We start from the raw sequence: 15959 nt of genomic DNA on the forward strand, positions 1-15959 counted from the left end.
TTTTTATATTTTTCTATCTCAACTATAAATATTTGCACAATCTATTCCCCTTTGCCTATAAAAAATGGATGGTCATCATTGGATTTGCAGTATTCTATACATTATCTATCTATCCATATGCTGAGATAGCCAGTCTCTACGTACCAATACCTGACGAAGTCAATACTTCTGAAGAAATGCAACCCAATGAAGATGATGGTTCATACGAATTACATTTATAATAATTCGAAATATAACCGACAATTATAAACCTATTTGGTATAAATAAAATAAAAGGATGATCAAGATAATCTTTGAAGTCCCTGCACTGAGGCTTTGTCGAAGCCCCATTCCCTATCAGACAACCTTTACTTAATCCTTTTTACTATTTTCAACTCTGGCTTTTAATTCCCTATTCATGGCCTCAAAACCATCTTTCGTCGTCGTCAATAGATTCTTCTTAAATAAGGGCAATAATATACCAGAAAAAATTTCACTCTGCTCAAACTTCGTCGTCCCATCTCCATTATCGGTCAATTGAAAAGAATGCTCTCCATCAAACAAACCTTTAAACCATAAATGCCCCAACCAAGTCAACTCTTTATTTTCCTCCAAGGTCAAAACCACAGGCTTGAAATTCATACCGGGCAACTCAATTTTTATTTGATTGCCTTCTTTCACCTCTCCAGTCAACGACTTTACAAAAGGATTCCATTGAGGATAGTTCTGAAAATCAGTGAATACTTCCCATACCTCGCTCGGCTTTGCATTGATGATAATCTCAGTTTTTATTTCCATAACCTTTATCGATTTTGTTTAATGCAAAAATCAGACTAATGAAATTATTTTGTCTTGACATAGATCAATTAATGGGTTTTCTTCGAATCCTACTCAAGGTTTCTGGCGTCATTCCCAGCATAGAAGCCAAATAATGCAACGGCACTTGGTTAAACAATTCGCTCTTGTGGTAAAATAACATTTTATACCTTTCCTCTGCCGACATGGACAAAAACGAATAAACGCGATCTTCCAAAGTCAAAAAACACTTGGCGATAAACAGTTTTTCTATCTTATCCCATTCGGGAATGATTTCTCCAATCCCATCGTAGTTCTCTTGACTTATGGTGTATAATTCACAAGATGTCAATGCCTGAATATTCCACCGGCCTCTTGTCTTAAAAACCAAACTGGATAGATCTGCTATAAATTCACCCTTGGAAGCAATCCATTGGGTAACATCCTTGCCATCAGTATAATTATAAACTCTCACATACCCCTCTTTGATAAAACTTAACTTGGAACAATGTTTCCCGATCTCTGAAAAATATTCGTCTTTTCCCAATGTCGTCAAAACAAATAATTCCGACAAAGCATTTAACTTACTTCGTTCGACACCAAAATATCCATTTATATACTGCTCTAATTCCGTCACTTTTTTAGCATTTTATGTTAAAATACAAACAACTATATTCATTTTAATCTAATCCTTATGGAACACAACCCTACTCAAAATGAAATATAAGAATCAGCCCTCAGAAAATTACCCCTTTCACTCTTCACCATTCAAATATCCTATAGAATTACCGTTTTTCTATTGTAATAATACATCACAATATATACCAAATACATTATTCATACGTGTATTTTACTGTGAATGAAGTAATTCCAAGTGGCGAATTCAAAATCACCATAGAGATTTTAAGACATCGTAAGATTTAATGCGCTCGAAGGCGTGACTGTGAAACCGAATATAATCGATTACGTGATCAGTTAATTGCTGACGCTGAACCCTCGACAATTTAACGGATTCTAAATTTTCCGCTTCCACCCTTATTAAATCATAAAACAACGGTGTCAAACTCTGATCGATATACATAGGATGACCAGGAGAATGAGGTAAAAAAGAACCGGATTTTAAATCAAAATACGACTTTCCATTGTCCTCTAAGTGATGGGGTCCAAAACCCAACTGCACCGACAGCTGAATCAAAAAATGCAATAATACATTGGCCGGTTTTTCTACCTCATCTAAGAGATAAATATAGGATTCGATAAAATCAAACATGGAGGGATTGACATCGTAGACCGGCAAAACCTTTTTCAAGACCTCACACATGCAGAGTGCCGTATTTCCTCTCAATATATCATAGGGTGTGCGCTGCAAATGACTGGCCAAAGTGACTTCCTTTATCCGCCACAACTTATGTGGATCACTTTCATAGTAAACCATATCCAGCAAATAACCGGGGGTAAACAAAACCGGTGACAATTTACTCCCCTTTTTTCGAACCCCAGACACAATACAGGCCACCATACCGTGTTGCTGAGAAAACACATCGATGATCATGCTACTCTCCCGATAGTTCATTCTACGCAGAACGATACATTGGGCTTGTGTCAGCTTTGCCACATCAATTTTTACTCAACAAAATATGGATAAAGGTGCCCTCAACCAATTCAACTTCCTGACCTTCAACACCTCCATCTAGAGTAATATCATCGGCCAACACTTCGTTTTTAATATATTGCCCAAATTTTTCCACAGCAGGCATTACCAATTCGTGATTGCTGATGCGGATATCGATGCGATCGGTCACATTAAAATCTTCCTGTTTCCTTATATTTTGAATCCGATTCACCAACTCCCTCGCTATACCTTCTGATCGCAACTCATCATCCATGTGAATATCTAAAGCCACTGTGATTTCGCCGTCTTTGGCCACCAACCAACCTTCGATATCTTCGGAAGTAATCACAAAATCCTCAAGGGTCAACACCATTTCTTCCTCTCCCAAATTCAAGATATACTGTCCAGACTGCTCTATTGACACAATATCGGCATCGGTCAAACTACCAATCACTTGAGCTGCCTGTTTCATGTTTTTGCCCAGTCGTCGACCCAGGGTTTTGAAATTTGGTTTAATATTCTTTTTAACTATACCGGCAGTATCGGTCACATATTCTATGGACTTAACATTGACTTCCGCCAATATTAAATCCTCTACCTGAGACACCAAATGCTCAAAATTGGGATCCAATATCGGAAGCATTATCTTATTAAGCGGTTGTCTCACTCTAATTTGCTCTCTTTTTCGAAGCGAAAGCACCAAGCTACTGATGCGTTTGGCATAATCCATTCTCACTTCTAAATCTTTGTCTATCCATGCAGAATCAGAGTCTGGAATTAAACTGAGGTGTACCGACAATGCATCCTCTTTCTGACTAATATCATTTAGATTTTTAAACAACCAATCCGCAAAGAATGGCGCAATAGGAGCCATTAACTTGGATATGGTTTCCAAACAAGTATATAGGGTTTGGTAAGCGGCTATTTTATCTTCTGAATAACTCCCCTTCCAAAAACGTCGTCGACAAAGTCGCACATACCAATTGGATAACTGGTCGTCTACAAAGTACATTATTTTTCGCGCTGCATTGGTCGGTTCATAATCCGCATAACTGCGATCTACTTCAGCGACCAAAGTGTGTAGACAAGACAGTATCCAACGATCAATCTCTGGTCGATTCTCTTTGGCTATATCGGTTTCTTCGTATTTAAACCCATCAATATTGGCATATAGTGCAAAGAATGAATAGGTATTATACAGGGTTCCGAAAAATTTACGACGTATTTCATCGATGCCATCCAAGTCAAATTTGAGATTATCCCAAGGCTGGGCATTGGACATCATATACCATCGAGTGGCATCAGCACCTTTGTCTTTCAAAGTGATAAATGGATCCACTGCATTACCCAATCGCTTGGACATTTTTTGGCCATTCTTATCCAAAACCAGACCGGTAGACAATACATTTTTAAATGCTATCTTATCGTGAACCATGGAGGCTATAGCGTGCAATGTAAAAAACCAACCTCTGGTTTGATCCACACCTTCAGAGATAAAATCTGCTGGAAAGTTGGACTTAAATTTTTCTTGATTTTCGAAGGGATAATGCCATTGTGCATAGGGCATGGATCCACTGTCAAACCACACATCGATAAGGTCGGTTTCGCGATTCATGACTTCACCTTCATCAGTCACCAAAACGATATTGTCAATGAATGGACGATGCAAGTCGTGAGGCAGGCTTTGCTCTAGCCCCAAAACTCGATTGGCCTTTGTGATTTCAACTTCTAGTTCCTCCAAACTGCCAATACATTTTTCGATGGTCGCATCGGCATTTCGCCATATCGGCAATGGAATACCCCAGTATCGAGATCGGGATAGATTCCAGTCTTGAAGATTCTCCAACCAATTGCCGAATCGCCCCTCTCCTGTGTGTTTAGGCTTCCAGTTAATGGTCTTGTTCAATTCTACCATTCGATCTTTGCGAGCCGTTGACCGCACAAACCATGAATCTAATGGATAATATAAAATCGGCTTATCTGTTCGCCAGCAGTGTGGATAACTGTGGACATATTTCTGAACATTAAAAGCCTTATTTTCTTTTTTCAATTTAATGGCGATATCGACATCTACCGACACATAATCGGCCTCATCAACATAGTTTTTCACATAGCGATTGGCAAATTCACCCATTTCTGGCAAAAATTTACCTTGTTTATCGACCAAAGTCAATGAACCAACCCCGTATTTTTGGGCTACTCGTCTATCGTCGGCTCCAAAAGAGGGCGCTATATGTACTATCCCAGTACCGTCCTCTGTGGTTACGAAATCATCGACTAAGACTAAAAACGACAAACCATCCTCCACCTGCACATAGGGCAGTAATTGTTCGTACTGAATGCCTTCAAAATCTTTACCGACAAATCTCTCTTCTATAGACCAAGGAATGATTTTATCTCCCTGTGAATAGGCTTCAAAATCACCATCTTGTCCATCTGCTTTAAACCATTTAGACAATAGCTTTTCGGCCAATACCACTCTGATTTCTATCCCTGTATAGGGGTTAAATGTTCTAACCCTCACATATTCAATCTTTGGCCCCATTGCCAAGGCAGTATTGGATGGCAAAGTCCAAGGAGTTGTCGTCCAAGCCAAAAAATACAGATCTTGATCGGCATCCATATCGGCGAATATCGGATTGGATTTCTCATCCTTGACCACTTTAAATTGAGCTACAGCAGTGGTATCGGTCACGTCTTTGTAACATCCCGGCATATTGAGCTCATGGGAAGAAAGACCAGTTCCCGCAGCTGGACTATAGGGCTGAATAGTATAGCCTTTGTAGATTAAATCTTTATCGTACAATTGTCTCAGCAAATGCCAAACCGACTCAATGTATTCATTCTTAAAGGTAATATATGGATCATCGAGATCAACCCAATACCCCATTTTACGGGTTAAGTCGTCCCACATATCCTTGTACTTCATGACGGTTTCCCGACATTTGGCATTATAATCTTCAATACTGATTTTCACACCAATATCGTCTTTGGTAATTCCGAGTTCTTTTTCAACGCTCAATTCCACAGGAAGACCGTGGGTATCCCAACCTCCTTTTCGCTCTACTCGTTTGCCCTTCATGGACTGGTACCGGCAAAATAAATCTTTGATGGTTCGAGCCATAACGTGGTGAATCCCGGGCTGACCATTGGCAGATGGAGGTCCTTCGTAGAAGACAAAACTATTATCCTCATCCCTCTCTTCAATACTTCTTTGGAAAATATTTTCATTTGTCCAAAATTCCTGAATTTCCCGATCTATTTCTGGCAGATTGAGCCCATCATACGATTTATACATAGTGAAAATCTATCTTTAAATATTTAAAAGAAGATGCAAAGATACTAAGTCTAATCTTATCCTAGTAAATGAATGTCAAAAATTGTATGATTTCCCTGCATCGTCTTTTCTTCATCTCTTTGACCACGGCTCATAATACAACAACAAGCCGCTAGTTCTGTTTGAAAAACCAATCATCTCCCAATCTTAAACAAAACCCTAACTAAATTTAAAATCATAAAACTTTACTATTATTAAAAATATTTCCACAAAATAAGTATTAAAGTCCACACTTAAATCACTCCATTTAAACACAATTTTATTTCAAAATAGACTCTAAATACGACATATTTAAAAATATACAACCAATTAAAAAAGATCATTTATTGAGATATCCACTATATCCATTATTTAATAATAAATTTTCCAATTAAAAATTACCTAATTATAAAACTAATTACATACTTTTGAATAATATTATTAACTTATCGTTTCATTTTTGTTAAGACTTTTTAAAACCCTGGTTTATGAATAGATTTTACTTTCATTACCCTGTAATGTCTTGCGTTATTTTACTATTTTTTATAATAATACAAGTAAATATTAACGCCTATCCCCTACCCTCAGAATATCACCATCAACTATTAGATTCTATCCCGATTTCGGGGACTATAGTAGATGAAGACAATATTGGCTTACCCGGAGTAACCATTACTGTCGAAGGTTTATCTGGAGGTGTAATCTCAGACATAGATGGGAAATATTCCATCCCCGCACCCAGTGATGGCATCTTAAAGTTTTCCTTCATTGGAATGGAAACACAAGTCGTTCCTGTAAATGCCCAGCGAAGAATAGATATTGTTATGTTAAGCAAACTAGAAGAGTTGGAAGGAGTAACTGTAGTGGCTTTTGGAAAACAGAAGAAAGAAAGTGTTCTGGCTTCCGTAACGACCATTAATCCCAGCGAACTCAGGGTTCCATCGAGTAATCTGACTACGGCCATGGCTGGAAGAATGTCTGGCATCATATCCTATCAACGATCAGGAGAACCGGGACAAGACAATGCCGAATTTTTTATTCGAGGTGTCACTACATTTGGATACAATCGAAGTCCCCTTATCCTTATTGATGGAATCGAACTTTCCACCGATGATCTGTCCAGAATGCACCCAGACGACATCGCCAGTTTTTCTATAATGAAGGACGCCACAGCTACTTCACTCTATGGGGCGCGAGGTGCCAATGGAGTGATTTTGGTCACTACAAAATCTGGGGTAGAAGGTATAGCAAGAATCAATGTGCGATTTGAATCATCGATGTCAGAACCAACACAGCGTATCGATTTTGCCGATCCACTAACCTACATGGCCCTACACAATGAAGCCATAAGGACACGAGATCCACTCGGCATCCTACCCTACTCTCAACTAAAGACAGAACAAACTGCTTTGGGTGCCAATCCATTTGTATATCCTGCCAACGATTGGTTTAAAGAAACCATTAAAGATAGAACCTTCAACAACCGTATCAACTTCAATCTAAGCGGAGGTGGAAAAGTTGCTCGATACTATATATCTGCATCTGCAACCAAAGACAATGGTGCATTAAAAGTGGATCAAAGAAACAATTTTAATTCCAATATCGACTTACAAAAATATATCGTTCGATCCAATGTCGACATCAATTTAACCGAATCCACAGTAGCCACCATACGAATCCACGGCACCTTTGACGACTACCAAGGTCCGATCAATGGAGGTACTCAAGTTTATAGAAATGTAGCCAGATCCAATCCTGTCCTCTTCCCAGCTTATTACGAACCAGATGAAGCCAATCAATTTCGTCAACATATCCTATATGGAAATTCTGGAACGGGTCGATTTATGAATCCCTATGCGGACTTGACCCGAGGATATAAGGAATACAGCAATTCTTTGATGTTGGCTCAGTTTCAAATAGAACAAGACTTAGGAAGTTTAGTCGAAGGTCTCAATTTACGAGGGATGGCCAACACCTATCGCGAAGCATTTTTTGATATCACTCGGACTGCGGTTCCTTTTTATTATGAAATCAACAAATACAATAGCAGAACCGACAGCTATTCTCTCAAGCCACTGAACTCAGACCAAGGACGAGAATATTTGGATTATGTACCGGGGAACAAAACCTTATTGTCCAACTTTTACGGAGAAATGGCCATTAATTACAATCGCGTATTTAACGATAAACACGGGGTTAGTGGATTATTGGTGGGGATTGCCCGTCAATCCTTATTTGCTCCAGACTTTGACTCTGATCTACAAACCAGCTTACCCAAGAGAAACGTTGGGGTATCTGGTAGGTTCACCTATTCCTACGACAATAAGTATTTTAGTGAATTCAATTTTGGATACAATGGAACCGAGCGCTTCTCTGAAAATGAACGCTTTGGATTTTTCCCTTCCTACGGTGTGGGCTGGTTAGTATCCAATGAAGATTTCTGGGAGCCACTATCACCCATTGTCAACAAATTGAAACTGAGAGCGACCTTTGGCTTAGTAGGCAACGATGCCATTGGAAGAGAAGAAGATCGATTTTTCTACCTTTCCAATGTCAACCTCAACAATGAAAGCCGAGGTTATCGATGGGGAACCGATGGTTTGATCTATGAACCAGGCGTATCTATCAGTCGCTATGCCAATGATTTAATCACCTGGGAGACTGCTGAGAAATTGAACCTCGGATTTGAACTCGGCTTATTTAACTCCATTACCATAATTGGGGATATATTCTCAGAAAAAAGAGACAATATATTAATGGATCGAATTAACCTATCTACCTTGGGATTACAAGCCCAGACTAGAGCCAATGTAGGGGCAGCATCGAGTAGTGGCATCGATTTGTCAATGGATATTGAACATTTTTTTAACAATGATTACTGGGTTATTGCCAGAACGAATTTCACTTATGCTCGCGGTGTATTCGATCGCTTCGAAGAACCCAACTATCAAGCTACTCCGTGGTTATCTAGACTAGGGGCTCCGATTACTCAGCAATGGGGCTATATCGCAGAACGACTCTTTGTAGACGACGAAGAAGTAGCTCAATCTCCCGATCAGTTATTTGGCAGTGTGGTAAGAGGGGGTGATATCAAATACAGAGACATCAACGGAGACGATAAAATCACTGGGTTGGATCAAGTCCCTATTGGCTATCCTACCACTCCGGAAATCATATATGGCTTTGGGTTTTCAGCGGGATACAAAAACGTAGATTTATCGATGTTCTTCCAGGGATCGGCCAATTCATCTTTCTGGATTGATCCCACCTTTATTTCTCCCTTCATCGACGCCACATACTCTGACGAAACCAAAAATTGGATTGGATACAATGCTCTTATTCAAGACATTGCCGATAGTTATTGGTCGGAATCCAACCGCGATGTATACGCCTTTTGGCCCCGATTATCAGACAATCAAGAAGCCAATAATGTACAGCGCAATACTTGGTTTATGCAAGACGGTTCTTTCCTTAGACTCAAGTCGATAGAAGCGGGTTTTAGCCTTCCCCGCAAAATGGTTGACCGCCTAAAAACCAAAGAAATCAGATTTTACTTAAGTGGTACCAATCTATTGCATTGGAGCAAATTCAAACTTTGGGATCCGGAGATGGGAGGCAATGGCCTCGATTACCCCGTACAAAGGGTCTTTAATTTCGGTGCTCAAATTTCCTTTTAACCATTGAAGAAAATATTTCAGATGAAAATTTTAAAATATAGTTTTAGCATTATTGCCCTGGCCGTCATTCTCAGTTGCAAGAGTTATCTAGATGTAGTCCCAGACAATGTAGCCACCTTAGACAATGCCTTTGCCGATAGAGCCAGCACTCAAAAATTTTTAGCCACATGCTATTCCTACTTGCCCAATTTCGGAGACCCCTGGGTCAATCCCGGATTATTGGCCAGCGATGAGGTGTGGTTAAATGAAGAACAAGGAGATCCCGCAGCAAGTTTGCTGTCCAAAAATCTTCAGTCTACCATTGAGCCGCTAATTAATTATTGGGATGGCCGTGAACGGGGAAAGCCATTATACCAGGGAATTAGAGATTGCAACATTTTTCTAGAAAACATTGATAGGCCCTACGATATTCAAGAAACGGAAAGAAAAAGATGGACGGCTGAAGTCAAGTTTTTAAAAGCCTATTATCACTTTTGGCTGTTTAAAAGTTATGGCCCCATCCCCATAGTGGATGAAAACCTTCCGATATACACCTCTACAGAAGGAATCAAGACCTATAGAGAGCCAGTAGATGATGTCGTAGAATATATAGTCAACCTCATTGATGAAGCCATTGTTGATTTGCCAGAACAAATTCAATCCAGCACTACAGAATTGGGTAGGATCACTACTCCCATCGCTCTTTCTATCAAGGCGAGACTACTGATGACGGCTGCCAGTCCATTGTTCAATGGCAATACCGATTATTCCGCATTGGTAGATAATGAAGGCAGACAACTCTTCAACCCCGATTATTCTGCCGCCAAATGGGAACGAGCCGCAGCCGCAGTCAAAGAAGCTATCGACGCCTGTGAAGCTAATGGATTTAGATTGGTAACCGAATACGAAACCAATTCCGACTTAAACGACACCATTAAGCAAGAATTAATGCTGCGTTCCATTATTTCCAAACGAGAATCCGAAGAAGTGATTTGGGGATCTACCCATTTCACCTTTTCATATACCTACCAGCGCATGGCCCAGCCACTATTGGTATCGGTACAATCTGCCAATCCCGTATCTCAATTCTACGCCGCCACATTGAGAATGGCGGAATTATTTTATTCAAAAAATGGACTGCCCATTGAAGAAGATCTCGAATACGAATACGACAAACGATTTGAATTTCAAAGAGCGACCAGCGCTGATGCCGACTATGTAGAACCCGGTCAATCAACGGTTAAACTACACTTTAACCGTGAGGCGAGATTCTACGCCGGAGTATCATTCGACAGAGGAGCATATGTGCTAGATCCAACCTATCGATACGTCCAAGTAAGGGCTGGAGAACTGGCCACCAAAAGAAATAGTGGAGAATTTTCAGGCACGGGATATTTTGTAAAAAAATTGGTCGATGCCAAAAACAATTTCAATGGAGAATCATATGCCATCAACTACTCCTACCCTTTTCCCATTATACGATTGGGCGACCTGTACTTGCTCTATGCCGAAGCATTAAACGAAATCAAATCCAGTCCCGATCAAGAAGTATATGAATACATAGACAAAATCCGAGAAAGAGCGGGGTTAGGCAAGGTAGTAGAAACATGGTCGGCATACTCGAGGACACCGGACAAACCACTTACCCAAACCGGGATGAGGGAAATCATCCAGCGAGAGCGACTCATCGAATTGGCCTTCGAAGGCCAGCGTTTTTGGGACATTCGCAGATGGAAAACCGCCACTGATATTTTATCACAACCCATCAGAGGGTGGAATATTAACGGTCCTGGTCTAGAATTTTATCAAATAAAGACCTTGTGGAATAGTCAATTTGAACCCAAAAACTACCTATGGCCCATCCGCGAAACCGAAATTATTAACAATCCAAACCTCGTTCAAAATCCAGGTTGGTAAACCATTAAAAAATATTAAAATGAATATTTCAAGAATCATCTATCTCTCATTCATCTTAATTTCAATACATGGTTGTAAAGAAATTGAAAAGGAAGCAATACACAAGAACAATGGAGCCCCAGATCCTGTATCTGGGGTAGAAGTTGAAAACATTCCTGGAGGGGGCTATATTACCTACGACCTCCCAACTATTCCGGATTTGCTATATGTCAAGGGCAGCTACACTTTAAAAGACGGCAAAGTGGCTGAACAGCGAAGTTCATTGTACAACGACACTTTAAAAATCTTGGGCTTTGGAGATACCGATGCCAAGGAGGTTACCATTACTACCGTCAATCGAAGCAATATTGAAAGTCAACCGGTATCGGCCACCATTCATCCAGAAGAACCGCCAGTACACTCTACTTTCAAAACTGTGAAAATGATACCAGACTTTGGAGGTGTTCAGTACAGTTGGCAAAATGAAACCAATGCCTCCTTGGCCTTTATATTATTGGCCAGAGACTCTACCGGCAATCTCCTACCCTATGAAACCGTGTACAGTGCTATCGATTCTGGAGTATTTACTTTGCGCGGATTTCCCCCTGTAGAAAACGATTTTGGCATTATAGTACGCGACCGGTGGGACAATTATTCTGACACCTTGATTATGTCCATCACTCCCTTGTTTGAAGAAGCACTAAACAAAAGAGAATTTAATAAAATCATCTTAGAAGGAGATCACGAAATGGATGCTTGGGGTGCGAGATACGAGCACGGTTATGACGACAACATTGAAACCTTTAATCACACATGGGCAGGTACTGGATGGCCGCAAATGTGGACCCTTGACTTGGGTAGTTCAACCAAGCTATCCCGAGCCAATATTGTGCAGAGACGAAACTATTTTTATTCTCATGGCAATCCAAGACAATTGGAAATTTGGGGAACAAATACCGAACCCGTTGATGGCAGTTTCGATGGATGGACGAAACTATGTGATTGTGAAGCCAGTAGACCCACTCTTCAAGGCGGGACACCGGATGAAGACCAAATACATTATGACAATGGCGATAATTACAATTTTAAATTAACCGACCCAGCTGTGAGATACGTCAGATTTGTTGTAAAACAAACATGGGGCAATACAGGATTTATACATTTTGGTGAAGTGTCATTTTGGGGACAAAAACAATAAAAAAACATGAAAGGAATAATGAATTATATCAAATATATAGCAGCACTCCTATTAATGGTGGAGACCTCATGCACAGACATCAATCAATTTCACGAAAAATATACGGAACCCGGTGAAATCATCTACACATCCAAACCCGTAGGGAAGATTGTTCCAGGGCGAAATAGAGTCCAATTAAAGACCTATTATCCATCACCAAGTAGCGCAGTAGAAACCGTTGTCGAATGGAACCAAGGAGAAAATCAATCCAAACTCCAAGTGAATCCAGTCGGTAGATTGGACTCATCAATCATTATTATTGAAAATTTAGAAGAAAAATCCTACTTTTTTGATGTGCGCAACATGGATGCCTTCGGCAATCAATCCATAGTAGTTCAAATGACCGGTACGGCCTATGGTGAAAAGTACGAAAAATCCCTTAACAACAAATTGCTGACCAACACCAGTTTGGGCGACAAAGACAGCTTGATATTAGAATGGGGATCTGCAGGCAATGGAGGGATATTATTGGAATTAAATTATGTAGACCGTGCGGATGCCAACCAAAAAATCTTATTGCCATCGAGTACCGGTAGTTATACCATTGGTGACTGGCAGCCGGGATCAAAAGCTTACTACAGAACCTATTATCTTCCTGCTCCACTAGCCTTAGACACTTTCTATAGCCTTTACGACACCTTAGACTTGCCCATTCCCATTCAATCTATACTGTTGGACAACAAAGAGGAATGGTCAATTATCGACTTTGACACCGAAGAACCCGCAGAAGGCAATGCCAGCTACCCAGACAATGGTAAAGCCCTATCAGCTATAGACAATAATTTGGAAACCTTCTGGCATACCCAATGGTCGGGAGGAAGTCCGGGCTATCCCCATCATATCACTGTCGATCTCGGGAATCAATACGACATAACCGGCATCATGTCCCATCGACGCCGTGGAGATAGTAGGGGCCAAACGGTTATCCAAATATATACCAGTGAGGATGGTGAAAATTGGACGGACAATGGAATTTACGACATTTTAAATTCCACTGATGAAGGACAAAAAGTGGAATTTGAAAATCCCTCAACAGGTAGATATATAAGATATGTAGCTATGAATGGACCCAATTTCTTTGCCCTTCTGGCTGAACTCGATGTCTATGTGGTCGCGCCATAGGAATATAAGATATACCCTGATGGATAGATTGATACATTGATAGACATATCCTGTGTTGTAAAATATCCTTCCTCGTTTCGCTTTTTTCAAAAGCATTTGGTAATTTGATGCCAACCAATATGTTTTGTAGACTATGAAGCTAACGACGAAGGATATTTCTATTCAGTACCAAGACCAAAATTCAATTAAATACCCAGATATTGAGCTCAATTCTGGGGATAAGGTCTTATTAAAAGGCCCTTCTGGATGCGGAAAGTCCTCACTACTTTACGCATTATCCAATATCATCCCCGTCCACCGAGGTCAAGTCTTGCTAGATGGAAATGATATTTCAAACCTCAGCATAAAGGATAAAGACAGTTTCAGAAGCCAGCATTTTGGCCTTATTTTTCAAGAGCCGCGTTTCCTATACGCCTTGACTGTTTATGAGAACATTGAGTTGGCGGCAACCTATCAGTCTAAAATGAGTAAAAAAGAGATTATGGACCTAGTCCAATCTTTAAATCTAACCGGTATTGCCCATAAAAAAATAGGTCATATCAGCACTGGAGAACGTCAACGAACAGCAATAGCTCGGACTCTGGTTCAGCGTCCGACCTTTATCTTAGCCGATGAACCTACTTCCGCTCTAGATGACAGGCACTGTAACGATGTGATAGAATTGTTGATTCACACATCGGCAGCCATTAATGCTGGACTCATAGTCGCCAGTCACGATCATCGATTAGATCCCTATTTCCCATCAACCATCCAATTGATATGAAGTCATTATATATCGCTTTAAAAAACAGTATTCATCGTCCGTTGGGTCCTATCCTTTCGACCCTCTTGATTGGCTTGAGCGTTGCATTGTTGGTGTTTAGCCTGCGCTTGCAAAACAAAGTAGAACATCGCTTCTCAGAAAATCTAGCCGGCATCCAAATGATCCTAAGTGCCAAGGGAAGTCCGCTCCAATCTGTGTTGTGCAATCTATTTCACATAGATAATCCAACAGGAAATATTAGCATTCAAGATGCCCAACCCTATTTGCGCCCTAACCATCCCTATATTCAAACCGCCATTCCCATCTCCCTTGGAGACAATTACCAAGGATACCGAATTGTAGGCTGTACTGAAGCTTTTTTCAACCATTATGGATTGAACCTGGCTTCTGGACAAGAGTTAACCGAAAACAACAGTGTAGTGATCGGCAGTACGGTAGCCAAGGAATTGTCGTTGAAGATTGGCGACACCTTTCACAGTGGACACGGCATACGCGACATAGGAATGGAACACGAAGATGGTGGCCCACTAAAGGTAGTAGGTATTCTACAACATAAAGGCAATATTACGGATCAACTCATATATACCTTGGCTTCTACAGTTTGGGCCCAGCACGAAGGCATTACCAAAATAGATCATGGCATTGAAGGAGACTCTTTAAACCATGCAACCCCAACCATCCGAAGCAATGAAGATTTATTGACCCATGTAGATCGGGAAATAACGGCGGTATTGTTGGTATTCAAAGGACATAATATGCAGGTATTAAATTTTGGTCGCCAGATCAATGCACGAACCACCATAATGGCGGCTGATCCAGCCATTGAAATCAATCGTCTCTATTTATGGATAGGCAGTGGAATGGATATCACCTATCTATTGGCAATGGCGATTTTTGCCATATCTATGATTAGTATTTTTATTTCACAATGGATGACGATCAAGGAAAGAATCTCAGATATGGCTATTATTCGGATCCTGGGCGGAGGACGAAGTACGGTTATCAAGATCATCCTCTTGGAATCTCTCATCATTGGAGGATTGGGCATTGGTTTGGGCTATCTGCTATCTGCCACCGCATTTATGACCATCAATCCTTGGTTAAGGGATCAATATCAGGTCCGATTACCCATATTCTATTGGAATAAAGAAGAAATCTTGCTTTGTGTAACCATATTGTGTATATGTGTGACCGCGGTACTGATTCCGGCATGGCGATTATATCGCCTGCCTTTGGCTTCGGCATTGGAAACGAAGTAAGGAACACTGTTACTAATGACTACACTCAGTCATTGGTTAACTGACAATGCCAGGTTACTGGACGAAATTTGGATAAAGATTGAGATTGAGATTGAGATTGAGATTGAATAATGTCAATTTTTATCCAAATCTTCTATTTTTTCTTTTATCGTATATTTTTTTCGATTTATACTTCACCAATTTAATGATACTGCCTTTAGAGCAATTTCACTACAATAACAACATATACACGTAATAATAAATAACAAAATCCTTTAATGCTAAATTTTTAACATAAAAAAAGAAACATTTGATACAATAAATGTGTAAGTATCTGAAAATAAA

11 protein-coding genes are annotated in these 15959 nt (G+C 40.2%); 7 read left to right on the forward strand and 4 right to left on the reverse strand.

Features of this window, described 5'->3' with window-relative positions:
* On the forward strand, positions 1–221 hold a 221-nt coding region (locus LVD51_RS13145), incomplete at its 5' end, for a hypothetical protein (RefSeq protein WP_236971843.1).
* 130 nt (positions 222–351) lie between these two features.
* On the opposite strand, the gene LVD51_RS13150 is transcribed toward LVD51_RS13145, so the two are convergent.
* The 4 genes from LVD51_RS13150 to ileS form a co-directional block, all read right to left on the reverse strand.
* Positions 352–777 (reverse strand): SRPBCC domain-containing protein, encoded by a 426-nt coding sequence (locus LVD51_RS13150; RefSeq protein WP_236971844.1) that lies wholly within the window; start codon positions 775–777, stop codon positions 352–354.
* Positions 778–841: 64 nt separating this feature from the next.
* Positions 842–1411: a Crp/Fnr family transcriptional regulator gene (locus LVD51_RS13155; protein WP_236971845.1), complete on the reverse strand. Its 570-nt coding sequence runs from the start codon at positions 1409–1411 to the stop codon at positions 842–844.
* 252 nt (positions 1412–1663) lie between these two features.
* On the reverse strand, positions 1664–2389 hold the full coding sequence (gene recO / locus LVD51_RS13160; RefSeq protein ID WP_236971846.1) for a DNA repair protein RecO: 726 nt from the start codon (positions 2387–2389) through the stop codon (positions 1664–1666).
* Between the two features lies 1 nt (position 2390).
* On the reverse strand, positions 2391–5684 hold the full coding sequence (gene ileS / locus LVD51_RS13165; protein ID WP_236971847.1) for an isoleucine--tRNA ligase: 3294 nt from the start codon (positions 5682–5684) through the stop codon (positions 2391–2393).
* 506 nt (positions 5685–6190) lie between these two features.
* Here ileS and LVD51_RS13170 point away from each other — a divergent pair.
* The 6 genes from LVD51_RS13170 to LVD51_RS13195 all read left to right on the forward strand — a co-directional run bounded on the left by LVD51_RS13170 (position 6191) and on the right by LVD51_RS13195 (position 15635).
* Positions 6191–9379 (forward strand): SusC/RagA family TonB-linked outer membrane protein, encoded by a 3189-nt coding sequence (locus tag LVD51_RS13170; RefSeq protein ID WP_236971848.1) that lies wholly within the window; start codon positions 6191–6193, stop codon positions 9377–9379.
* 21 nt (positions 9380–9400) lie between these two features.
* Positions 9401–11275 (forward strand): RagB/SusD family nutrient uptake outer membrane protein, encoded by a 1875-nt coding sequence (locus LVD51_RS13175; RefSeq protein ID WP_236971849.1) that lies wholly within the window; start codon positions 9401–9403, stop codon positions 11273–11275.
* 19 nt (positions 11276–11294) lie between these two features.
* A complete protein-coding gene (locus LVD51_RS13180) occupies positions 11295–12452 on the forward strand; it encodes a DUF5000 domain-containing lipoprotein (protein ID WP_236971850.1) in 1158 nt (385 codons plus the stop codon).
* A 6-nt stretch (positions 12453–12458) separates the two neighbouring features.
* Positions 12459–13613 (forward strand): DUF4998 domain-containing protein, encoded by a 1155-nt coding sequence (locus tag LVD51_RS13185; RefSeq protein WP_236971851.1) that lies wholly within the window; start codon positions 12459–12461, stop codon positions 13611–13613.
* A 133-nt stretch (positions 13614–13746) separates the two neighbouring features.
* The gene (locus LVD51_RS13190; RefSeq protein ID WP_236971852.1) at positions 13747–14376 is read left to right on the forward strand and encodes an ABC transporter ATP-binding protein; all 630 of its coding nucleotides are present in this window, start codon (positions 13747–13749) and stop codon (positions 14374–14376) included.
* Positions 14373–15635, forward strand: a complete 1263-nt coding sequence (locus LVD51_RS13195) for an ABC transporter permease (protein WP_236971853.1) — start codon at positions 14373–14375, stop codon at positions 15633–15635. Before LVD51_RS13190 ends, LVD51_RS13195 begins: the two co-directional genes overlap by 4 nt.
* The last annotated feature ends 324 nt before the right edge of the window (positions 15636–15959 follow it).

This window comes from Membranihabitans marinus (assembly GCF_021729155.1).
Lineage (GTDB): Bacteria > Bacteroidota > Bacteroidia > Chitinophagales > Saprospiraceae > Membranihabitans > Membranihabitans marinus.

What these genes read in the sequence shown, in the direction of transcription:
- LVD51_RS13195 (WP_236971853.1), top strand. Translation starts at nt 14,373, where the DNA reads ATGAAGTCATTATATATCGCTTTAAAAAACAGTATTCATCGTCCGTTG.
- LVD51_RS13185 (WP_236971851.1), top strand. Translation starts at nt 12,459, where the DNA reads ATGAAAGGAATAATGAATTATATCAAATATATAGCAGCACTCCTATTA.
- LVD51_RS13150 (WP_236971844.1), bottom strand. Translation starts at nt 777, where the DNA reads ATGGAAATAAAAACTGAGATTATCATCAATGCAAAGCCGAGCGAGGTA.
- LVD51_RS13190 (WP_236971852.1), top strand. Translation starts at nt 13,747, where the DNA reads ATGAAGCTAACGACGAAGGATATTTCTATTCAGTACCAAGACCAAAAT.
- LVD51_RS13180 (WP_236971850.1), top strand. Translation starts at nt 11,295, where the DNA reads ATGAATATTTCAAGAATCATCTATCTCTCATTCATCTTAATTTCAATA.
- LVD51_RS13175 (WP_236971849.1), top strand. Translation starts at nt 9,401, where the DNA reads ATGAAAATTTTAAAATATAGTTTTAGCATTATTGCCCTGGCCGTCATT.
- ileS (WP_236971847.1), bottom strand. Translation starts at nt 5,684, where the DNA reads ATGTATAAATCGTATGATGGGCTCAATCTGCCAGAAATAGATCGGGAA.
- LVD51_RS13170 (WP_236971848.1), top strand. Translation starts at nt 6,191, where the DNA reads ATGAATAGATTTTACTTTCATTACCCTGTAATGTCTTGCGTTATTTTA.